22 protein-coding genes and 2 tRNA genes are annotated in these 23,704 nt (G+C 21.2%); 8 read left to right on the top strand and 16 right to left on the bottom strand.

Features of this window, described 5'->3' with window-relative positions:
• Window positions 1-251: 251 nt before the first annotated feature.
• Window positions 252-827: a 5-formyltetrahydrofolate cyclo-ligase gene (locus tag AB4W75_RS01820; protein WP_367679270.1), complete on the top strand. Its 576-nt coding sequence runs from the start codon at window positions 252-254 to the stop codon at window positions 825-827.
• Between the two features lie 343 nt (window positions 828-1,170).
• Window positions 1,171-2,331, top strand: a complete 1,161-nt coding sequence (gene metK / locus AB4W75_RS01815; protein WP_367679269.1) for a methionine adenosyltransferase — start codon at window positions 1,171-1,173, stop codon at window positions 2,329-2,331.
• 191 nt (window positions 2,332-2,522) lie between these two features.
• Here the strand turns inward: metK and gshA are convergent, their stop codons facing one another.
• The 5 genes from gshA to alaS form a co-directional block, all read right to left on the bottom strand.
• Window positions 2,523-4,043 carry a glutamate--cysteine ligase gene (gene gshA / locus AB4W75_RS01810; RefSeq protein WP_367679268.1) on the bottom strand — a complete coding sequence of 507 codons (1,521 nt, stop codon included), beginning with the start codon at window positions 4,041-4,043 and terminating at the stop codon, window positions 2,523-2,525.
• A 308-nt stretch (window positions 4,044-4,351) separates the two neighbouring features.
• Window positions 4,352-4,425: transfer RNA gene (locus AB4W75_RS01805), tRNA-Arg, on the bottom strand.
• 21 nt (window positions 4,426-4,446) lie between these two features.
• Window positions 4,447-4,533 (bottom strand) — tRNA-Ser (locus tag AB4W75_RS01800).
• A 344-nt stretch (window positions 4,534-4,877) separates the two neighbouring features.
• On the bottom strand, window positions 4,878-5,063 hold the full coding sequence (csrA, locus tag AB4W75_RS01795; protein ID WP_367679267.1) for a carbon storage regulator CsrA: 186 nt from the start codon (window positions 5,061-5,063) through the stop codon (window positions 4,878-4,880).
• 164 nt (window positions 5,064-5,227) lie between these two features.
• Entirely contained in the window at window positions 5,228-7,870 is a 2,643-nt protein-coding gene (gene alaS / locus AB4W75_RS01790) for an alanine--tRNA ligase (protein WP_367679266.1), read from the bottom strand.
• A 643-nt stretch (window positions 7,871-8,513) separates the two neighbouring features.
• Between alaS and rluD the strand changes: the two genes are divergently transcribed.
• The gene (rluD, locus tag AB4W75_RS01785; protein WP_367679265.1) at window positions 8,514-9,473 is read left to right on the top strand and encodes a 23S rRNA pseudouridine(1911/1915/1917) synthase RluD; all 960 of its coding nucleotides are present in this window, start codon (window positions 8,514-8,516) and stop codon (window positions 9,471-9,473) included.
• A 175-nt stretch (window positions 9,474-9,648) separates the two neighbouring features.
• On the opposite strand, the gene aroQ is transcribed toward rluD, so the two are convergent.
• A complete protein-coding gene (gene aroQ / locus AB4W75_RS01780) occupies window positions 9,649-10,101 on the bottom strand; it encodes a type II 3-dehydroquinate dehydratase (protein WP_367679264.1) in 453 nt (150 codons plus the stop codon).
• Window positions 10,102-10,454: 353 nt separating this feature from the next.
• On the opposite strand from aroQ, the gene tldD reads away from it, so the two are divergent.
• On the top strand, window positions 10,455-11,918 hold the full coding sequence (tldD, locus tag AB4W75_RS01775) for a metalloprotease TldD (protein WP_367679263.1): 1,464 nt from the start codon (window positions 10,455-10,457) through the stop codon (window positions 11,916-11,918).
• A 173-nt stretch (window positions 11,919-12,091) separates the two neighbouring features.
• Here the strand turns inward: tldD and rplS are convergent, their stop codons facing one another.
• The 6 genes from rplS to AB4W75_RS01745 all read right to left on the bottom strand — a co-directional run bounded on the left by rplS (window position 12,092) and on the right by AB4W75_RS01745 (window position 17,053).
• Window positions 12,092-12,445, bottom strand: coding sequence for a 50S ribosomal protein L19 (rplS, locus tag AB4W75_RS01770; RefSeq protein ID WP_367679262.1), 354 nt, complete (start codon window positions 12,443-12,445; stop codon window positions 12,092-12,094).
• Window positions 12,446-12,496: 51 nt separating this feature from the next.
• Window positions 12,497-13,279, bottom strand: a complete 783-nt coding sequence (gene trmD / locus AB4W75_RS01765) for a tRNA (guanosine(37)-N1)-methyltransferase TrmD (protein ID WP_367679261.1) — start codon at window positions 13,277-13,279, stop codon at window positions 12,497-12,499.
• On the bottom strand, window positions 13,261-13,779 hold the full coding sequence (gene rimM, locus AB4W75_RS01760; RefSeq protein ID WP_367679260.1) for a ribosome maturation factor RimM: 519 nt from the start codon (window positions 13,777-13,779) through the stop codon (window positions 13,261-13,263). The genes trmD and rimM overlap by 19 nt, the downstream gene beginning before the upstream one ends.
• Window positions 13,763-14,026, bottom strand: a complete 264-nt coding sequence (rpsP, locus tag AB4W75_RS01755) for a 30S ribosomal protein S16 (protein WP_367679259.1) — start codon at window positions 14,024-14,026, stop codon at window positions 13,763-13,765. The genes rimM and rpsP overlap by 17 nt, the downstream gene beginning before the upstream one ends.
• A gap of 114 nt (window positions 14,027-14,140) precedes the next feature.
• Window positions 14,141-15,499: a signal recognition particle protein gene (ffh, locus tag AB4W75_RS01750; protein ID WP_367679258.1), complete on the bottom strand. Its 1,359-nt coding sequence runs from the start codon at window positions 15,497-15,499 to the stop codon at window positions 14,141-14,143.
• Between the two features lie 426 nt (window positions 15,500-15,925).
• On the bottom strand, window positions 15,926-17,053 hold the full coding sequence (locus AB4W75_RS01745; RefSeq protein WP_367679257.1) for a prephenate dehydratase domain-containing protein: 1,128 nt from the start codon (window positions 17,051-17,053) through the stop codon (window positions 15,926-15,928).
• A gap of 738 nt (window positions 17,054-17,791) precedes the next feature.
• Between AB4W75_RS01745 and rplM the strand changes: the two genes are divergently transcribed.
• The gene (gene rplM / locus AB4W75_RS01740) at window positions 17,792-18,220 is read left to right on the top strand and encodes a 50S ribosomal protein L13 (RefSeq protein WP_367679256.1); all 429 of its coding nucleotides are present in this window, start codon (window positions 17,792-17,794) and stop codon (window positions 18,218-18,220) included.
• 24 nt (window positions 18,221-18,244) lie between these two features.
• Window positions 18,245-18,637 (top strand): 30S ribosomal protein S9, encoded by a 393-nt coding sequence (rpsI, locus tag AB4W75_RS01735; RefSeq protein WP_367679255.1) that lies wholly within the window; start codon window positions 18,245-18,247, stop codon window positions 18,635-18,637.
• A gap of 115 nt (window positions 18,638-18,752) precedes the next feature.
• On the opposite strand, the gene cgtA is transcribed toward rpsI, so the two are convergent.
• The 4 genes from cgtA to AB4W75_RS01715 all read right to left on the bottom strand — a co-directional run bounded on the left by cgtA (window position 18,753) and on the right by AB4W75_RS01715 (window position 21,694).
• Window positions 18,753-19,769, bottom strand: coding sequence for an Obg family GTPase CgtA (gene cgtA / locus AB4W75_RS01730; RefSeq protein ID WP_367679254.1), 1,017 nt, complete (start codon window positions 19,767-19,769; stop codon window positions 18,753-18,755).
• 302 nt (window positions 19,770-20,071) lie between these two features.
• Window positions 20,072-20,332, bottom strand: coding sequence for a 50S ribosomal protein L27 (gene rpmA, locus AB4W75_RS01725; RefSeq protein WP_367679253.1), 261 nt, complete (start codon window positions 20,330-20,332; stop codon window positions 20,072-20,074).
• Between the two features lie 12 nt (window positions 20,333-20,344).
• Window positions 20,345-20,662 (bottom strand): 50S ribosomal protein L21, encoded by a 318-nt coding sequence (rplU, locus tag AB4W75_RS01720; RefSeq protein WP_367679252.1) that lies wholly within the window; start codon window positions 20,660-20,662, stop codon window positions 20,345-20,347.
• 786 nt (window positions 20,663-21,448) lie between these two features.
• Window positions 21,449-21,694 (bottom strand): BolA family protein, encoded by a 246-nt coding sequence (locus tag AB4W75_RS01715; RefSeq protein WP_367679251.1) that lies wholly within the window; start codon window positions 21,692-21,694, stop codon window positions 21,449-21,451.
• Between the two features lie 662 nt (window positions 21,695-22,356).
• On the opposite strand from AB4W75_RS01715, the gene greA reads away from it, so the two are divergent.
• Both greA and rlmE read left to right on the top strand, forming a co-directional pair.
• Entirely contained in the window at window positions 22,357-22,839 is a 483-nt protein-coding gene (gene greA / locus AB4W75_RS01710; protein WP_367679250.1) for a transcription elongation factor GreA, read from the top strand.
• A gap of 195 nt (window positions 22,840-23,034) precedes the next feature.
• Window positions 23,035-23,664, top strand: coding sequence for a 23S rRNA (uridine(2552)-2'-O)-methyltransferase RlmE (gene rlmE, locus AB4W75_RS01705; RefSeq protein WP_367679249.1), 630 nt, complete (start codon window positions 23,035-23,037; stop codon window positions 23,662-23,664).
• The last annotated feature ends 40 nt before the right edge of the window (window positions 23,665-23,704 follow it).

The following is a 23,704-nucleotide window of genomic DNA, read 5'->3' as shown; positions in this document are numbered from 1 at the left end:
ATATATAATAAATATTATTTGTATATTAGTAATATTTTATTTTATTATTGTTTTTTTTATATATTTTTATACTTAATTATAAATATCATTCTATAAATAAAATATATAAAATTATTTTTTCATAATTTTATATATTTTATTTATAGAATGATATTTAAATATATATATTAAAAAATATTTATTACTATATTAAATAGAATATAACAATAATAATTTTTTTTAATGATTCATTGTTACTATATAGGATTTTTATGTTAGATAATCAAGAGATAAGAAGAAAATTAAGACGTTATCGAAATAGTATTTCTATAACAACCAAAGATTATAATGCTATTAAATTATCTAGTATTGCTTTGACAATTGATCATATTTATACAGCTGATAATATTGGAATTTTTTTATCTTTTGATGGAGAAATTAATACAAATATATTAATTTCTCAACTATGGTTACATAAAAAAAATGTTTTTTTACCAATCATTCATAATTATGAATGTAAAAAGTTATTATTTTGTAAATATGATTTGCATACTGTACTTGTATCAAATTTATTTGGTATTTTAGAACCTGAAATTAATATTAAATATATGTGTACAATTGATAATTTAGATATTGTATTTATACCTTTCGTTGCATGTAATAATATTGGTTATCGATTAGGAATGGGAAAAGGATTTTATGATAATACTTTAAAATTATGGAAAAAAAAAAAATATATTCCTATAGGATTAGGATATGATTTTCAATTGTCTAGTAATTTTGTAACACATAAATTTGATGTACCTTTATTTTCTGTTTTAACTCCTACTAGATATATAATTTTTTAATATTTAATTAATATTATTATTCATAATTAATATTAATTGATTGTATGAATATATTTATTAAAAACATTTTTTTTAAAAAAAATAATTTTTTATTTATAATAAAATTATTTTTTAGTATAAAAGTCAATAATAATTATATTTGTAAGTGATTTATATATATAAATAATATATTATTGTTGTTAATAATTAAAATTTTACTAAAATTATTAATATTTATATTATTGTTAGTTAAAAAATTTCACTTTCTTTTAAATATAATATTTGTAATGTATATATAAAAACTATTTTTAATATTCAATTCTATAATTAATTAATCGATTTTTTTTTTTGAGGTAATAATGTAATGACTAAATATCTTTTTACTTCAGAATCTGTTTCGGAAGGTCATCCGGATAAAATTGCTGATCAAATATCAGATGCATTACTTGATTCGATTTTAGATCAAGATCCCCTTGCTCATGTTGCCTGTGAAACATATGTTAAAACTGGAATGGTATTAATTGGAGGAGAAATTAATACTAGTGCATGGGTAGATGTAGAAGAAATTACTAGATCAACTATAAGGAATATTGGTTACGTACATTCAGATTCAGGATTTAATGCAAATTCTTGTGCTGTATTAAGTACTATAGGTAAGCAATCACCTGATATTAGGAAAGGTATACATCGTTCATCTAATCCTCTAGAACAAGGAGCTGGTGATCAAGGTATTGTATTTGGTTATGCAACTAATGAAACAGAAGTATTAATGCCTGCACCAATCACTTATGCTCATAGATTAGTCCAGAAACAATCTGAATTAAGAAAAAATGGAACGTTGTCATGGTTACGTCCCGATGCTAAAAGTCAAGTTACTTTTCAATATGATTCTGGTCATATTATTTCTATTGACACTGTAGTAATATCTACTCAACATGCAGAAGAAATTTCTTATAAAGAGATACAAGAATCTATTATGGAAGAAATTATTAAACCTGTATTACCAATAGAATGGTTAAATTCTAATACAAAATTTTTTATTAATCCTACTGGAAGATTTGTAATAGGAGGTCCTATGGCAGATTGTGGTTTAACAGGAAGAAAAATTATTGTAGATACTTATGGAGGAATGTCTCGTCATGGAGGAGGAGCTTTTTCAGGTAAAGATCCTTCAAAAGTAGATCGTTCAGCAGCATATGCTGCTCGTTATGTTGCAAAAAATATTGTTGCTTCTGGTTTAGCAGATCGTTGTGAAATTCAATTATCTTATGCAATAGGTATAGCTAATCCCACTTCTATTATGGTAGAAACATTTGGAACTGGAAAAATCAGTAATAAAAAAATTATTTATTTAATAAAGAAATGTTTTGATTTAAGACCTTATGCTATTATTCATATGTTAGATTTACTTAATCCAATTTATTTTAAAACTTCTGTATATGGTCATTTTGGAAGGGAAAATTTTCCTTGGGAAAAAATTGATAAATCAATAGAACTACGTGTAGAATCAGGTTTATCTCTATAATTTTATTATTTATATTTGTACACAAATAAGTAAAATATTAATTTTATATAATTTGATTATTATTAACAATGTAATATGTTTAAAATTAATAATTAAATATAGTGATATAATTAATTTTTAATATTTTATTTAATATATATTATATGAGTATGATTTATTAAATTTGTATAATTATTATACATAAGATTGATTTATTGTTCTAGATGATTTTGTTTTCTTATAGATAGAAAAGATTCTTTGAATAATTTTTTATTTATAATTGGGTTTAATTTTTTAATTTTAAATTGATTATAATATTGATTAGATAATTTTAATCCTGTTTCTTGAATTCCATTTTCAATTATAATATTCAATATTTTTGAAGAATATGTTAGATCAGGATGATCAAAATATTTAATTAATTTTTTACATACATTATAATAATCATTATTTTTATAATTTTTATCTAATATTTCAGCTATTTTAAATAAATCATAAAATATCATTTTACTAATTGTTACTAATGATACATTTTTTTTAGTTGAATTAATTATAATAGATTGATTTGGTTTTCTTCCTTCAAAAATAATTCGATTCCAGTTTTCTTTTGTTATGTTAAGTTCTGTTAAAGTCATTGTAGGTGATTTTATTAATGAGCACCAAATTAGAAACAAATCTAATAACAGTATTTCTGTTTTACTAATTCCAATTGGAGAAAATGGATTTACGTCTAATGAACGTACTTCAATATATTCTATTCCCTTTTGATATAAGGCTTCTAAATAGGATTCTTTATGTTTTAGTACTCTTTTAGGTCGGATAGGTGTATAAAACTCATTTTCCATTTGTAATATATTAGTATTAATTTGATTATACATTCCAAATGAGTTTTTTAAACCTATTTTAACAAATTTTGGAAAAGGAGTATTTATAGCATATTTTAAAGTATTTAAATATTCATCTAAATAATTAAATGTTATGTTTAAATTAGTATTTGATTGGTTTTGGTATCCTATTGGACTTAATCTTAGAGATGTAGACCATGGTGCATAAAAACCTGTTTTTTTGGTTTTTTTTAGATGTTTTATGTTCTTTTTATTTTTTAATAAATTAGAACATATGGTTGGAGATGATCCAAATAAATATGGTATAATCCATCCAAATCGATGATAATTTCTAATAATGTGAAAATATCCAGAAGAAATATAATTTGTTTCATATTGTTTGTTTTGACATTGTTTCCATATTTTCCAAAATTTTTCAGGTAGTGAAAAATTATAATGTACTCCTGAAATCATATTCATAGATGATCCATATCTATTTCGTAGTCCATTTCGGTATATTGATTTTATTATTCCAACAGGAGACGAACCGTATTGAGCTATTGGAATAAGATTTTCATTAATAGGTAAATTTGGAGGCATGCTTAGTGGCCACATTCTTTCATTTATAATATTTTGAGTAACAAAATGATAAGTATTTTTTAAAAATTGTAAGATATAGTTGATATTATTACAACTAGGAGTGATGAATTCTAATGAACTTTCAGAAAAATCAGTGGTAATCCATTTATGAGTTAAAGCAGATCCTAAAAAATTTGGATGAGGTGTGTATGATAATTGACCATCTAAATTTATTCGTATAGTTTCTCGTTCTATTCCTCTTTTAATATTTTTTAGAATAGTAGGATTATCTTGAATCCATTGTATTTTATTGGACAAATTGCTAATCAAAATAAAATCCTTAAAATATTAAATTTAGTTTTATCAGTATTGTCTTTAATTTAAGACTAAATTTTATTTTGTATCTTGTATTATGATAGTATTTATTACAAGTAATTATTATTATTTTTTAAATTGATTTCAGTGATTTAATATTAAATATTATATGTAATTCTATTATAATAAAATAGTTATTATTAATAAAAAAATAATTATTAATTAAAAAATTAGTGATTATTTATATTTATTTAAACATAATAATAAAAATTAATTAAAAGTTAATTATATATATATATATATTTTTTTTTTTTTTTTTTTTTTGCATCCGGAAGGATTCGAACCTCCGACCGCTCGGTTCGTAGCCGAGTACTCTATCCATCTGAGCTACGGATGCAAATTATTATTGTTTTATTTACGGTGAGAGAGGGATTCGAACCCTCGATGCTAGAAAAAACATACTCCCTTAGCAGGGGAGCGCCTTAAACCACTCGGCCATCTCACCATATTATAAATTTTAGTTATGGTAATTATTATTACTATGAATATTCAATTCTACTTTCTTTTTTTTGATAAATCAAATATTTTTTTGTAATTAATAATAGGAATAATTCTATTACAAAATTATTTAATTTAGATTTTTTACATAAGTAAAAAATATAATTTTTATTAATTATATTAAATTAACGTAAAATAAGTATATTAATTTTTATTAAATAATTAATTTTGATAATTAAATATAAATGTTAATTATGTGTCATAGTTTTTATTATTTTTAATAATATATATTCTAAATATAAAAAAATAATACGTCTTACAATTTTTTTAAAATGCAAGACGTATTTTAAATTAATGATTAGATTCTTTCTTTTTTTCTGCTTGAATCCTTTGGTATATTTCTTCACGATGTACTGAAATTTCTTTTGGTGCATTGACGCCTAGTCTGACTTGATTACCTTTAACACCGAGTACTGTAACAGTTATTTCGTCTCCAATTACTAGTGTTTCTCCAACTCTTCGAGTTAGAATTAACATGCCTTGCTCCTTGCAAACATAAAATTCATATAGTTAATTTATTTTCTATATTATATTTTAAATAAATTATTTTTTATTTGTTAATTAAAAAAAATAATATAAATTAAATGATATAAATGAAATAGTATATATAATTAACTAATTTTTGAAATTGATATATTATATCATAATAATTCGAATTTTTTTTTAATCCATGACTGAATATTATTTAAAGTTATTGATAAAAGTTCTACTTTAGTTCCTCCTCCTCCTTCTGATAAATGAGACTTTCCACCTCCTTTCCCTCCTATATTGTTTATTATTTTTTTTGCAATATAATTTGCTTGTATATCGTTTGTTAAATTTTTACTTATTTTAATAATAAAATAAATTTTTTTTTCTATGATAGTAGTAATAATTATAATTGCAGAATGTAATTTTTTTTGAATTATATCAATTACATTTCGTAATAAATTTGAATTGCTAATATTAATATTTTCAATTAATAAATTTATATTATTTATATGTATAACTTTTTTTAGCAATTGTTTTGTTATTTCTATTAATTCTCTTTTTATAAAAATATCAATGTTATTTTTTAATTTATGTATTGTGTTAGTTAATACATGAATTTTTTTAGAAATGTTATCTTCATTGGTATTTAATATATTCATAATATGGTTGAGTTTAGTTTCTTTATTATGAATAAATAAAATTGCTTTGTTTCCAGTGACTGCTTCTATTCTTTTTATTCCAGATCCTATACTTTTTTCATTTATTATTTTAAAAAATCCAATTGATCCAGTTTGATTTGTGTGTGTTCCTCCACATAATTCTATGGAATAGTCATTTATTGAAACAATTCGAACAATATCATTATATTTTTCGTTAAATAAAGCTATTGCTCCTGTTTTTTGAGCATTATTAAATGTATCTATTGTAGTATTTATAATCGAATTTTGTATAATATATTCATTGACAATATATTCTATTTTATGTATTTTTTCATTTGTTATTTTTTCATTGCATGAAAAATCAAATCTTAATGATAAATTTGTAATTAAAGATCCTTTCTGAATAGTATTATTTCCAAATATATTTCTTAAAGCAGAATGTAATAGATGTGTGGCTGAATGATTATTTTGAATATTTTTTCTATATTTTATATTAATTTTAGCTTGAATTTCTTGATTAACTGATAGCTTACCTGATAATATTTTTCCGAAATGTATAATTCCAATTCCATATTTTTTTGTATTTTCGACTTTGAAAATATTTTGTTTATTATTTATTTCACCTATGTCTCCTATTTGTCCTCCAGATTCAGGATAAAAAGGTGTATTATCCAATATTATTATTCCACTTTCTCCGCAGTTAAGTTGATTAGTTGTTTTACCATTAATAAAAATTTGTTTAATTATAGATGTTGTTTCATATGTATTATATCCTTTAAAAATAGAATGGTTTTTTATGGTAAGAACAGGATCATATTGTTTTGCGAATTGATTTGCTATTTTAGTTTGTTTTTTTTGTTTATTCATTTCTTTCATGAAACCGATTGAATCAATTTGTAAATTTTGTTCTTTACAAAAATCGGCTGTCAAATCTACTGGAAAACCAAAAGTATCATATAATTTAAAAATTATTTTTCCATGTAAGATATTTCCTTTTAATTTTTTAATTTGATCTTCTAATAATTTTATTCCTCGATGAATAGTATAATTGAATTGTATTTCTTCTTGTTTAAGAACTTCTTGTACTTTTTTTATATTATTTTTAATTAAATTCGATTCTTCTCCCATTACTTCAATTAGGGTTGGAATTAATTTAAAAAAAAATAATTTATTCATACCACTTGTATGAGCGTGTCTTAATGCTCTTCTAATAATTCTTCTTAAAACATATCCACGACCTTCGTTAGAAGGAAATATATTTTCGGCTATCAAAAATGCTGAAGATCTAATGTGATCTGCAATTATATAAATAGATTTTTTTTTATTAGAATAAATATTTTTATTGAATTGAAAAATTGATTTTATTAATTGATCGAAAATATCAATTTCATAATTTGATTTTTTATTTTGTAAAATTCTAGAAATACGTTCTAATCCCATTCCAGTATCTACAGATTTGTTAGGTAATGGAATTAATTCTCCATCAAGTGTACGATTGTATTCCATAAATACAATATTCCAAATTTCTATTTGGGTGTCTTGATTATTTTTAAAATATTCTCCAGAATGTTGCAAAAAGTTTTCTGTTGGATCATAAAAAATTTCTGTAGAAGGTCCGCAAGGACCATTTTCTCCCATACTCCAAAAATTATCAGATAGAGAATTAGAATTTTTCTTATTTCCAACATAAATTACTCTTTCTGGATTTAATCCAATAATATTAATCCATATTTGATATGTTTCTTGATCTTTATAATATACTGTAACCCATAGTCTATTTTTATTTAAATTAAACCATTGTATAGAAGTTAATAATTCCCAAGCATATGAAATAGCTTCTTTTTTAAAATAATCTCCGAAACTAAAATTACCTAACATTTCAAAAAATGTATGATGATTATCACTGTAACCAATATTGTCTAAATCATTATATTTTCCTCCAGTACGTAAACATTTTTGAATAGTTACAACTTTAGAAAATTTAGGTTTATTATTACCTAAAAATATTTCTTTAAATTGATTCATACCAGCATTTGTAAATAATAAAGAAGGATCATTATTTGGAATTAATGAACTGCTAGGTATTATTTTATGATCTTTTTTTTTGAAAAAAGATAAAAACATTGTTCTTATTTGATTGGTAGTTATATTCATTTATTATATTTTAACGTTAAATTATATTTTGCATAATTAAATTTAAATAATAAAATCTTTAATTTTATTACGATTTAATTATTATATGTGGTATAAAATTTATATTGGATTTAATCTATTAATCGTTGTGAATTATTTAATTATGGATTGTAAAAAAATTTTATATAATTAAGATATTTATTATTTAATAAATTATCAATAATATTTATTGAATAAATTTATAGTAATATATATGTTTTTTATTAATAGATAGATTAATAATATTAATTTCTATTATGAAATAAATGCTATTCAATAAATTTTCATTATAATAAATATGATATTTATATTGTATGAATAACTATTCTATTAAAATATTATTATTATCTGTATTTTTTTGGATTTTTAGTATTTTTTATTATTTTTTAATTCTATATATGTTAAAATTTAATATAAATATATTAAATTCATTTATTATTATAGATTTTATTTATAATAATTTTTTATATAATAATTTTTTTTTAAATAAATGTAAATATAATAGTTATATTAATATTTTTTTTTAATATTTTATATATATTCATATTTTTATTAAAATTATTATATAGGAACATAATATATTTATTTGAAATATACATAATCATTTTGAATAAGCGATTAAATAATGAAGAAAATAACATTATATTCGTTAGTTCCAGATCAGCATGGTAAAAAAAAAAGACTAGATCATATATTAGTTAAAATATTTTTTCAGTATTCTCGAGAAATATTAAGAAAGTGGATTATAAATAATCAAGTTTTAGTTAATCAAACTATAATTAATAAGCCTTCAAAAAAAATAGTTGGAGGTGAGTATATTTTTATTCAAACAGAAATTATTTCTTCTAATTTTTACCAACCTGAAAATATTAAAATTAATGTTATTTATGAAGATAAAGATATTTTTATAATTAATAAATCGTCCAATTTAGTAGTGCATCCAGCACCTGGTCATAATAGTGGAACATTATTAAATGCTTTACTTTTTATTGATAATAACTTGAAATTTTTACCTCGTGCAGGTATAGTTCATCGTTTAGATAAAAACACAACAGGATTAATGGTTGTTGCTAGAAATATAGAGGCATATAATCATCTTGTTACGTTAATTTCACATAGAAAAGTATTTCGTGAATATAAAGCTATTGTGTTAGGTTCAATGCTTTCTGGAGGTACAATTAATGAATCAATTAGTAGACATCCAATTAATAGAAAAAAAATGATGGTAAATCATACAGGAAAAAATTCTGTTACACATTATAGAATTATTAAAAAATTTAAATGCTATACTTACATACGTGTCATATTGGAAACTGGTAGAACTCATCAAATTCGTGTACATATGTCATATATTAATCATCCTATTGTAGGAGATAAATTATATATGATAAAAAGAAAAAATCTTATTTCTTCCAGTATGAATAAAAAATTCAATACGTTATTTTCATCTTTCCCAAGACAAGCTTTACATGCAACTCAATTATGTTTTATTCATCCTACTACTAATAAAGTTATGAATTGGAAAATAGATGTTCCAAAAGATATGAAAGAATTATTATGTGTTTTATATTCATTAAAAATGTAATTGAAGAATATATATTAGAATATAAATTCTTCAATTAAATAAAAATTATATAAATAATATATTAAATTTGTACAAAATATGTTTTGTATTAGTATGATTAAATAATAGTTTTATATTAGTTTGTTTGAAAATTATAATATTAATTCAATAATTATTTAAATATATGTAATATTAATTAAACTTTATTTTTTAAACGATTTACAGCTGTTTCTAAAGCCCAAAAATACCCATCAATTCCAAAACCAGAAATAATTCCTTTAGATATATCTGAAAACCAAGAATGAGTTCTAAAACTTTCTCTAGCATAAATATTAGAAATATGTACTTCAATAAAAGGAATAGAAATACCTAGTAAAGCATCTCTTAAAGCTATACTTGTATGTGTAAAAGCCGCAGGATTAATTATAATATAATGAAATTTATTTTGAGCTTTATGTATTTTTTGAATTAATTCATGTTCTGCATTAGATTGAAAATGTTTTAATTGTACGTTTAGTTGTTTTGATTTTTTATGTAGTTGAGATATTAATGTTTCTATTGTGATATTTCCATAAATATGTGGTTCTCTATTTCCTAAGAGATTTATATTGGGTCCGTTTAATAACAAAATGTTAAATATGTTCGTCATCATAGTATTTATTAAAATTTTTTTTATTTATTTTATTAGTATATCAAATTATTTATTATTAGTTATTATATTATAACTATTTAATTGTATATTATGAATATTAAATTAATAATATAATTTTTTTATTAATTTAAAGTTATAATATTTTAATTTAATATGTTATTTTTTTATTTTGATGTTAATAATTATTGTATGTAATAAGAAAAATTATATAAATTGTATATTTTTTTTTATGGTATGAAAATTATTTTTTTTTTTATTATTAAAATCTGTTTTAGTTTTTTTTAACAATAGCATTAAACAGTATATATATGTTTTATATATAATTATTTCCATATAATAAGTGGGTTTTCATGGTACTTAAATTAGTTACAGATCAATTGTTGACAATAAATAATATTGATTATAAAGATTTACTTTTTCTTCTTACCGATTTATCTAATCATAAAATAGATTATGGAGAGTTATATTTTCAGTCTCAATATTATGAAAATTGGATATTAGAAGATGGAAAAATTAAAAATACTCATTATCATCTTGATAATGGTGTTGGTGTTAGAGCAATTCATAATCAAAGTACTGGATTTTCTTATTCGAATACAATTACATTAGAAATGTTAAAAAAAAATGTACAAACAGTTAAAAATGTAATTAATAATAATAATAATTATAAGGTAAAGTCTACGACTGTTAATCAACTGCATTCTTTGACTAATTCTAATTTATATACTATTAATAATCCATTATTAACTGTAAGTAATCAAGAAAAAATAGATCTTTTATATAGGATTAATAATCTGGCACGAAAAATAGATAATCGTATTGTAAAAGTAAATGCTAGTTTAACAGGTATGTATGAATATATTTTAATAACATCTACAGATGGAATTTTAGCTGCTGACATTCGTCCTTTAGTTCATTTATCTATTAACGTATTAGCGGAATCCAATCACAATAGAGAAAGAGGAAATAGTGGCGGAGGTGGTCGTTATGATTACAATTTTTTTTATCAAGAGCATAAAAATGGAGAAACATGGTTAGAATATTTAACACAAGAAGCAGTTAGATTAGCATTAATAAATTTATCTGCAGTATCAGCACCTGCTGGAATGTATCCTGTAGTGTTAGGTAATGGTTGGCCAGGAATTTTATTGCATGAAGCTGTAGGACATGGTTTAGAAGGAGATTTTAATCGTCGTGAAACTTCTATTTTTAGTAATAAAATTGGAAATAAAGTGGCTTCTAATTTATGTACCGTAGTTGATGATGGTACTATGAAAAATAGAAGAGGTTCATTAACTATAGATGATGAAGGAACTCCTAGTCAATATAATATATTAATCAAAAATGGTATTTTACAATTATATCTTCAAGATAAATTTAATGCTAAATTAATGAATTTAGTATCTACTGGAAATGCAAGAAGAGAATCTTATTCTCATTTACCGATTCCTAGAATGACAAATACATATTTATTAGCAGGTGACTCTACTCCTACTGATATTATTAATAGTATAGATTATGGTTTGTATGCATTAAATTTTTCTGGAGGACAAGTAGACATTACTTCTGGGCAGTTTGTTTTTTCTACTTCTGAAGCTTATATTATAAAAAATGGAAAAATTACTTTTCCAGTTAAAGGAGTAACTTTAATAGGATCAGGAATAGAAGTTATGAATATGATTTCAATGGTTGGAAATGATTTAAATATGGATACAGGAGTAGGTATATGTGTAAAAGATGGTCAAAGTATTCCTGTTGGAGTAGGACAACCTACAATTAAAGTGGATCAACTTACTATTGGAGGGACAGGATAGATAATTAAAAGTATGGAATACGATTAATTAATAGTCTTTTATTATTGCTTTTATATATCGTTTTTTTTAATAATAATGGTATTATTTATAATACAATTTAAAATAATAATTTATAATGCAGTCAAACATAAAATAAGCTGACCGCATTATGAATTACAGCATAAATAAATATATTATTTTACATTTATTTTTTCTTTAATTCTTGCTGCTTTTCCTATTCTTGATCTTAGGTAGTATAATTTGGATTGACGAACATCTCCTTTTCTTTTTATTAAAATAGTTTCAATTATTGGAGAATAAGTTTGAAAAACTCTTTCAATTCCTTCACCATTTGATATTTTTCTTACACAAAAAGAAGAATTTAATTTTCTATTTTTAACTGCAATTACAATACCTTCAAACGCTTGTAAACGTTTTTTGGAACCCTCAACTACCCATACTTTAACTTCTACAGTATCTCCTGATCGAAATTTTGGTATTGTTTTAGTCATTTGTTCTTGTTCAAGAATTTGAATAATATTTTGCATCTTATTTTTTAATTTTCCTTGTTAATATTAATTTCAATATATATATATTATTTATGTTTTATTGTTTTCTTTCTTTAATGAATTAACTAATAGAATTTCATTATTTGTTAAATTTTTTTTAAATAATTGTGGATGTTTTTTCCATGTTTGTTTAATTGCTTCTTTTTCTCTCCATTGTTTTATTTTTTCATGATTACCAGATAATAAAATTTCAGGTACAGTTTTCCCTTCTACTAGATATGGTCTAGTGTAATTTGGGTAATCGAGACGATTATTAAAAAATGAATCTGATTCAAAAGATTGTGTTGTATTTAATACACCTGGTTTAATGCGAACTAAGGAATCAATAAATATCATTGCTGCCAATTCTCCTCCACTTATTACAAAGTGACCAATAGAATATTCTTCATCTACTTCTAAGTCTATTACTCTTTGATCAATTCCTTTATATCGACCGCAAATTAAAATTATTTTAGAATTTTTTGATAGTGTAAGAATATTTTTTTGTGTCAATATTTTACCTTGTGGAGATAAATAAATTGTTTTTGTTGTTCCTGAATTTGGGTACAATTTTGCATGTTTTATTGCTTTTATTAATGGAGGAGCAGTCATAACCATACCAGGTCCTCCACCATATGGTTTATCATCTATATTACAACGTTTACTAGAAGTATAATTTCTAGGGTTCCAGCATTTTATTTGTATAAGATTATTTTTTAATGCTTTTGCAATAACCCCATAATTTTTTAAAATTTGAAACATTTCTGGAAAAATACTAATTATATTAATCCATAATACAGAATGTTCTTGTTTTTCTAATGATTGATATCCCATTCTATTTTAATTACCTTGTGAATTAAATTAACATTTTTTATTACTTGATTCATAATGAATGGAATTAATATATCTGTATGAATTTTTTTATTATTATTTTTAACAATAAGAATATCATTTGCTCCAGTATTAATTACGTTTTTTACTGTTCCAAGGTAAGTATTAAAATTAATAATATTACAATTTATTAAATCTTTCCAATAATATTCGTATATTGGTAAAATTGGCAATTGACTTTTATGAATCATGATATTTTTATTACTGAATTTTTCAGCAGTGTTTCGATCATTAATAGTTTCACATTTTACCAACAAATTTTTTTTTTTATTCCAAAGTAATAATTTAATAATTTCTAATTTATTATTGATAGTAATATACCATGGAGTGTAATAAACTATATTATTTATATTTTCTGTAAATGAAATAATTTTTATCCAACCTAACAATCCATATGGAGCAATAAATTTACCTACAATAATAAAATTAGATTTTTTGTACATTTTTTTCTTGTGTTTGGTTTTTAATTAAATATTTTACTCTATTAGATAATTGAGCTCCTTTTTGTATCCAATATTTTACTCTTTGAATATTAATAAATAAGTTTTGTTCTTTACCTGCTGCAATAGGATTAAAAAATCCAATTTTTTCAATAAATCGACCATCTCTGCGAAAACGGCTATCTGCAATAACTATTTTAAAAAATGGTCTTTTTTTTACTCCATGTCTAGCTAAACGAATTTTAACCATAATTATTCTCTATATCTAATTAAATATTATTAAGTAATTGAAGTTATATTGTATTGTACTTATTTTTAAAATCAACTATACATTTTAAATATTTAAAATACAAAAGATTTTTTGTTAGAAAATATTGTTTTTTAAAATACTATTTTTTATGTTTTTGAGTACAGTATGAATACCTTTATGTTTTATTTTTTTTATCATTTTTTTCATTTCTTCAAATTTTTTTAAAATATTATTAATTTCATATATTGGTATTCCTGAACCTGTTGCTATTCTTTTTTTTCTAGAACCTTTTATAATATCAGGTGTATTTCTTTCTTTTGGAGTCATAGAATTAATTATAGATTCTACTTTGATTATTATTTTTTTATTAAAGTATGAATCAAAATTTTTAATAATCATTTGATTATTAGGTAGTTTTTTTAGTAAATCTACCATGTTATCCATATTATTAATTTGTTTAATTTGTATTAAAAAATCATTTAAATTAAATTTATCACCTTTATTAATATTTGTAGTTATATTTTTAACTTGTTTTGTATCAACTTTTTCTTCAATTTCTTTTATTACAGATAACATATCGTGCATTCCTAGAATACGAGACGCTATTTGTTCTGGATTAAATATTTGTAATTTATTTAATTGTTCTCCATTTCCGATTAGTTTAATAGGTATATTTGTTAAATAACGAATAGATAATGCAATTCCTCCTCTTGCATCACCATCTATTTTTGTTAATATTACTCCTGTTATTGGTATAGAATTATTAAAAATGTTTATCATATTGATTGAATCTTGTCCCATCATCGAATCAACAACCAATAGCGTTTCAATTGGGTTAATTATTTGGTGTATATTTTTTATTTCGTTCATCATTGTTATATTTGTATGCAAACGACCAGCTGTATCAATTATTAATATGTCATACAGTTTGGATTTAGTGTACTCTAATGCTTGTTGTGCTATTTTTAATGGTTCGTTTGTAATATCAGTAGAAAAATAGTCAATATTAATTTTTTTAGATAAAATTTGAAGTTGTTTTATTGCTGCTAATCTATATACGTCAGTAGATGTTATTAATATTTTTTTTTTCTTGTTTTCTTTAATAAATTTTCCTAATTTTGCTACTGTAGTAGTTTTTCCTACTCCTTGTAGTCCTATTACTAATATTATAGCTGGTGGAGTAGTAGATAAATTAATTTTACTATTATTATTTCCCATAATGATAATAAGTTCTTGTTTAATAATTTTTAAAAATTCTTGACCAGGGGTTAAACTTTTGTTAACAATTGAACCTATAAATTTTTTTTTGATAGAAGAAATAAAATTTTGTATAACTGATAAAGATACATCAGCTTCCAATAATGCTTTTCTTATTTCTCTTAAAATTTTTTGAATATTTGTTTCTGTAATTCTACCTTGATTTGATATATTTTTAATTATGTGAGTTAAACTTTCAGTTAATTTATTAAACATAAGAATAATCCTTATAAAATGTAATAATGAAATAAATTATTAATTAAATTAGATCATTTTTAAATATTGTTCAATTTAAATGAATAGAATATATAATATAGTATTAATGTATAACTATAATATATTTTAATAATACTAAAGAATTAACAAAATTAATCTAATAAAATATTAATTTTGTTAATTATATTACTTAATAATATAAATATTATTTTTTAATATATTTTAATAATGTAATGAAATCGATGTTTATATCAACATATTGGTTTAATAAAATAATTTTTATATGGATAAATATATTCAGATTATACTTTTAATTTTTTTTTGAATATATTTGTATATATTTTCATAAAAATATTATAATTTTTAATTGTATTATTTTTATTACTTATTCTATAGAACGTGATTGTTATAATATTTGAATAAATATTATTTATTTATATAGCATCCTAATATTTTTATTTTTACTGCAATGTTATTTAAATTGTTTAAAATATTTTTATGTGTTTCTAAATATAAATTTGCAAGTACAGTGATATAAATTACTTTTAATGATGGGTCGTTAATGTTAGGACGAGATATTAATTTAATAATTTTTAATTTTAGTTTTGTAAAAATTAATTTTATATTATTAATATAATTAGAATATGGTTTTACATATAATATTAATTTTGTACGAACGTTATTTTGTTCTTTAATTATATTTAATTTATTATTTAAAATAATGAAACATGTTTTATTATTAATTTGATTGTTAATGTTTTTTTTTAGGATTTGTAAACAATAAACTTTTCCACTTTTTTCATTTCCTAACGCAGCATATTTTATATTTTGATGGTTTAAAATTGATTGCATGGCATCAGAACTGCTATTTGTATATTTTATTTTCCAATGTGGATATAATTGAATAAATTTATTAGATTGTATTAATGGTTGTTGATGAGTATAAATGGTTGTAATATCTTCAATTTTAGAATTTTTTAATCCTAATAAACAATGATTAATTTTTATATTTATTTTATCAATAATAAATAAATTAGTATTTTGTAATATGTCGTATATTTCATGAATAGAACCTGAACATGTGTTTTCAATTGGAAGAATAGCATAGGAGTTTGGATTACTTTCTGTTTTATTTATTACATCTATAAAAGTTGTACATGCATACATCATATAATTTTTAAGATATATTGTAGTATATTTTATAGCTGCAATATGAGAATATGATCCTTCAGGTCCAAGATAAAACAATTTATTGCAATTATATCGATTATTTTTTTTTAAAAATAATTCTTGAATTAAAACAGAATGCTTTACAATTATTTTGAAAATATTCAAAATCATTTGATCATTTAATTTTCTTTCTTTGGCTAATGTAATTACATTGTCTAATAATTGTTTTTCTCGATTTATATCTTTAACTGGTTTTTGGTTTTCTTGTTTTATCTTTGCTATTTCAATTGATATTAGTTCTCTTTTTTTTATTAAATCGATTATTTTTTTATCGATAGAGTTAATAATCGTACGTAGTTTTTGTAAAGGATCGATTGTATTCATCATAATTACCTATCAAAAATTTCGTGTTGTATTATGTAGCGTAACACAAAAACATTGTTTTATTTTGATTATATTGAAATAATTTTTTTTTATATATAATTGTTGTAAGTAGATTAATTGTAATTATATTTAATTATAAATGGTTATACAGTTTTGATGTGTATATAAAAATTTTTATTATTTAAAATAGTTAGATGTTTTATAGTTTTTACTAAAAATTATTTTTATTATCATTTCAATTGAAATTAGTAATAAATTTGTATATTCATAATTATTGATTAATATGATTTTGATCATAGATGATTTAATTTAATGTTTTATTCAATTATTGTAAATATTTTATATTATAAGTTGAAAACTTAATGTATGAATTATATATATATAAATTTAAATTTTATTAAGATATTTATTTTGTTATAATAGATAATATTTAATTAATAAAATAGTAATTTATTTAAAGAAATTACTTCAATCAAATGCATATAAATTATTTTTTAAATTACATTAATAATTTTTTAAGTTATACGTCGTTATTTTTTTTAAGTGTTGAAAAAATATTAATATTTCCATATTATTTTTATAGTTACGATTTGAATTATATATGTTATATGTAATTAATGTTTTTCAATGAATGTGTAAATTTAACACTATGTATAATATAATTAGTTATTATTATTTTATTCTGATTTTATCATAATAATATTTATATATTTTTTAGTACTAATTTAGGTGGTATTTATGAAAACTTTTTCTGCTAAACAAAATACTATACAAAGAAAATGGTATTATATTGACGCAAGTGAAAAAATATTAGGTCGTTTGTCTACAGAATTAGCAAGAAGATTACGTGGTAAACATAAAGTAGAATACACTCCTCATGTTGATGTAGGAGATTATTTAATTGTAATTAATGCAAGTAAAATAGTAGTAACAGGAAAAAAATATAAAAATAAATTATATTATCATCATACAGGTTATGTTGGAGGCATTAAGAAAATCAATTTTCAAGAAATGATATTAAAATATCCTGAAAGAATTATTGAAATAGCAGTAAAAGGTATGTTACCTAAAGGTCCATTAGGTAAAGTTATGATAAGTAAATTAAAAGTATATTCTAATAATATTCATAATCATATGGCTCAACAACCAAAATTTTTAGATTTTTAAAATAAAGAGGTGCAAATAAATATTATGAATCAAATAATGAATTATGGTACCGGAAGAAGAAAAAGTTCTTCTGCAAGAGTATTTCTTAAATTAGGAACAGGGAAAATTATGGTAAATAAAAGATCATTAGAGGAATATTTTGGACGTAAAACTTCTTGTATGGTCGTTAGACAACCATTAGAATTAGTTAATGTAAATCAAAAATTTGATTTATATATTACTGTTAAAGGTGGAGGAGTATCTGGTCAAGCCGGAGCGGTTCGTCAAGGAATTACGAAAGCGTTAATACAATATGATGCAATATTTCGATCTGAATTAAGAAATGCTGGATTTGTTACTCGTGATGCTAGAAAAGTAGAACGTAAAAAAGTAGGTTTAAGAAAAGCTAGATGTCGTCCTCAATTTTCTAAACGTTAATATCATAATTTTAATATATTTAATATTAAATCCCGGTATGATATTATCAAGCCGGGTTGTGAATTTCATATTATTTTTTTTTATATTATTAATATTAATTTATTTTTCTTAATTTCTATAATTTTTCATTTAATTTTAAAAATTCAAAAAGATCTATACATAATTTTTTAGTACCTATCTGATTTAAAGATGAAATTAAATAAATTTTATTGATAGGATTAATTAATAATTTTAAAATATTATTAATTTTTTCTTTTTGTTGTTTATGAGTTAATAAATCAATTTTATTGAATATTAGCCATCTTGTTTTGTTATATAAGTATATGTTGTATATTTTTATTTCATGTTCGATATCTTGTATATTTTTAGCAATAGTAGAACTACTATCAGATGCTATATCTACTATATGTAATAAAATTTTACATCGTTCTAAATGTTTTAAAAATTGTATTCCTAAGCCTATACCTTTTGATGCACCTTGAATTACACCAGGAATATCGGCTACAACAAAATTATTTTTTCTTATTTGTACTACTCCTAATATTGGTATTAGCGTAGTAAATGGGTATTCTGCTATTTTAGGTTTAGCAGATGATATTGATTGTATTAATGTAGATTTTCCAGCATTAGGTAATCCTAATGTACCTACGTCTGCTAATAATATTAATTCTAATTTTAAGTTTAATACTTCTCCTTTAGTTCCTTTTGTTCTTTGATATGGAGTTCTATTAGTAGAAGATTTAAATCGTGTATTCCCTAATCCATGCCAACCTCCACGAGCTATTAATATTTTTGAGTTATGTATGTTCATATCAATGATAATTTCATTGGTATAGTTATTAATTACTCTAGTTCCAATAGGAACATATAATATGAGGTCGTTTCCTTTTTTTCCTGATCGATTATTTGATTTTCCATTATCTCCATTAATAGCTGTAAATATTTTTTTAAATTTAAAGTGAAATAATGTATTTAAATTTCTAGATGTTTCTAACCATATATTTCCACCATTTCCTCCGTCTCCACCATTAGGTCCTCCTTTTGGTATGTATTTTTCTCTTCTAAAACTAATACATCCATCTCCTCCTTTTCCAGCTTGTACTTGAATAATAGCTTCATCTATAAATTGCATATTATATTTCCGTTTTTAAATTGATTCTAATTTCAATTAATTTTTTTTTTAAAATAGTAATTTATTGCTATAAATTACTATTAATTAAAATATAACTAATGTATATGTATTTAAAATAATCAATTTTTTAAATTATGTCGCTTTTTATATATAAATATAATTTATAGTATAATACTTATGTATAAGTACATCTGTGTTATTGTAGAAGAAAATGATATATATTATTAATTATAATTGATTAAATCAGTTTTGTTAGCAAATCACATTCGTTATAGAGGTAAACAATAAATATTTTATATTATTTAATGTTTTGGTATTATATTAATATATTTTTTTTGAATCTGTCCTTTAGTAACAAATTGTACATATCCATCAATTTTTGCAAATAAAGTATAATCTTTTCCGCAACCTATATTATTACCAGGATGAAATTTTGTTCCTCTTTGTTTGACAATAATATTACCTGATACAACTAACTCTCCTCCAAACTTTTTGATTCCTAATCTTTTGGAGTGAGAATCTCTACCATTCCTTGTAGATCCACCTGCTTTTTTATGTGCCATAAATAATGTTCCTTATGTTATATTTGTAATTTCTTGTATTTTTACAAGTGTAAATGATTGTCTGTGACCTTGTTGTTTTTTATAATGTTTTCTTCTTTTAAATTTGATAATATTAATTTTTTTATGTTTTCCTTGATTAATTATATGTGCTTTGATTACACTATTAGTAAGGTATGGTTTTCCAATTTTTAGAATATTATTATTAGAAATCATTAAAATTTGTGTAAATTGAACTTGTTCTCCAATATTTTTATTTAATTTCTCTATTTGAATTATCTGTCCTGGTTTAACTAAATATTGTTTGCCACCATTGTTAAAAATCGCATACATAATAAACTCCAGTTTTATACACTATGTTTAATTATTATTTATGAATAAAAATATATACATATATTATAATTAAGTAATGATGTAAATAATAAATTGTATAATATATTTTAATATAAAGAATAAATATAGTATAATTTTTTTTAAAAAAGTAAGATTTTAATCTATGTATGTATAAGTTAATTTATCTTAAAATATATTATTAGATAATTGATTAAGATTAATAAATTAATTGTCTAATATATATTAGATATTAATTTATTTATTTATTACTTGTTTTGTATATTTAATAATAAATATTATTTATTATTTGTATTGTTGTTATGTTCATAATAATAAAAGATGTATATTTTATCAAAAACAAAATAATAATAATTTCCTATTAAGGTATATTATTCATTCTTTTTTTTTTTACATATATATGTTAATAACGATATATAGACTAATCATAAATTTATGTTTTTTCAATTATAACAAATCGATTATCAAAAATTATTTCAATAAATATATTACTAGTAATAATATATATTTAAACTTATATTTAGTGTATCAAATATTTTTTTAATAAATTAATAATTTATTTTTTGCATATGTAATAGAATGATATGTATGTATAATGTAATGAGTTTTAGTTAATATATAAGTAGATAATTAAGATTTTTATATGGTATTTTGTATAATTAATTAAAATATATTTAATTATTAGTAATAAATGGTATATATTTTTTGATTGCATGAACATATTTTTTTTTTTACATTTAATATATGAATTTAAATATATTTTTTTTTTTATATATTATTTTTTTTATCCCATTCTATAGGTGTAAAAGTTTTAATAGATACAGCATGAATTTCTTGATTAGCAAAATACTTCATTAAGGGAACATAAATAGTTTGTTGTCGTTTTACATTATTCATTCCTAAAAAAATTTTTCCAATTGCTATAATTTCTATATGATTATGATCACCTGTAATATTCACTTGTTGTAAAGAAATTGATTTCATTAATATTGATTTAATTTTATTATGTTCCATAATTTTTAATTTAATTGAAAAGTGAGTAATAAATATTTTATATTTTTATGTGAATTAATATAAATTAGCTGATAAGAAATATATGTATATTGCTTTAAATTTGTTATTTAATTTAATTAAATAATATCATAAATTAGGTTTAATTAAAATAATGTTTTATACATTGATATTGAAATTTTAATTGATTTAAATTATTAAATGTAATTGATATTACAAAACATTTTTTTTAGAAAATCAAGTAGTAGAATTATTTTACTATTGTTTTAAATTGGAAGCAATAATTAGATTATTGAATTATTTTTTTTTTTTCAACATTTATTAAAATTTAAATATTAAATTTAATTTTAATAATATATAAAAGTTATTTGATTAAAATAATTAATAATATTAATGGTATATATGCGATTGTATTTTTATGATGTTACAAAATAATATTGACTATTAGTATTATTTTTATTTAAAAAATTATTCCAGTAAGGATAAATAATTTATATAATATCAACATATATCTTAATATTTATAGTTTATGATTATAAAATATGTCTTTTTGATAAATGGAATTATTTTTAATGTAACTTAATTATATAAATTTATATATTGTAGATTTTTTATAATTAATATTAGAATAAATTATTTATGTGTTAATTCTAGAGGTGTACAGTATGATAAATAATAAGTTTCCAATGACGGTTAAAGGAGCTGAGAAATTGCAAAATGAGCTTATAAATTTAAAAAATATTAAACGTCCGAATATCATTGCTGCAATTGCAGAAGCAAGAGAACATGGTGACTTAAAAGAAAATTCTGAATATCATATAGCAAGAGAAGAACAAAGTTTCTGTGAAGGTAGAATTAAGGATATAGAAAATAAGTTATTTAATGCTCAGATTATAGATATAAAAAAGATTGCTAATACCGGAAAAGTAATTTTTGGGGTTACTGTTAGTATTATGGATATAACAAACAAAAATATTTTTAAATATTGCATTGTAGGTGATGATGAATCAGATTATAAAAAAAAATTAATTTCTATTAATTCTCCAATAGCAAGAGGATTAATTGGAAAAAGTTTAAATGATATTGTATATATTAAAACTCCTGGTGGAAGCGTTCAGTATAAAATTATTCAAGTAGAACATATTTAATAAATAGTTCATATATGAAATATTTCTTTTAATAATTATATATGTCAAACAAAATATTTTTTATAATTAAAAAAATCCTAAATAAATTATTATAAATATTATAAAGAATAAATTAAATTAAAGTATGGTTATTTTTTTTATTTTAATTTTATGATTTATATTATATATAGTACTAATTCATTGTTAATTAATCTTATGTTTCTTAAAAAAAAAAATGGTAGTTCTAAAAAATGGTTAAATGAACATTTTCAAGATAAATATGTTAAACAAGCAAAAAAAAACAAACTACGTTCTAGAGCATGGTTTAAATTAGAACAAATTGATAATAAATATAAATTGCTTCATGTAGGAATGAATATAATTGATTTAGGTTCTTCTCCAGGTAGTTGGTTAGAATATTCTGTTAACAAAATTGGAGATACAGGGACAATTATTGCTTGTGATATTTTACCTATGAAAAATATTAATAATGTAAATTTTATTCAAGGTGATCTACGTGATAATATGGTATTAAATAAATTATTTTTTTTTTGTAAAAATAAAAAATTTAATTTAGTTATGTCAGATATGTCACCTAATATAAGTGGATATACTCTAATAGATTTACCTAGGATATTTTTTTTGAATGAATTAGCTTTATTTATAGCTAATAAAGTATTAATTCACAATGGTATATTTTTAGTAAAATCATTTTTAGGAAAAGGTTTTGATAGTTTCTTAAAGAAGTTACATACAGTTTTTTTACAAGTAAAAACTTATAAACCAGATTCTTCAAGAAGTCGCTCTAGAGAAATTTTTATTTTAGCTATAGGGCTAAAATATTAATGAATTATTTTTTTGTTAACAAAAATATGAGGTTAATTCA

It is taken from the genome of Buchnera aphidicola (Eriosoma lanigerum), assembly GCF_964059125.1.
Lineage (GTDB): Bacteria > Pseudomonadota > Gammaproteobacteria > Enterobacterales > Enterobacteriaceae > Buchnera_D > Buchnera_D aphidicola_C.
The sequence above is the reverse complement of the archived record's forward strand: the minus strand, read 5'-3'. Positions and strand labels throughout refer to the sequence as shown.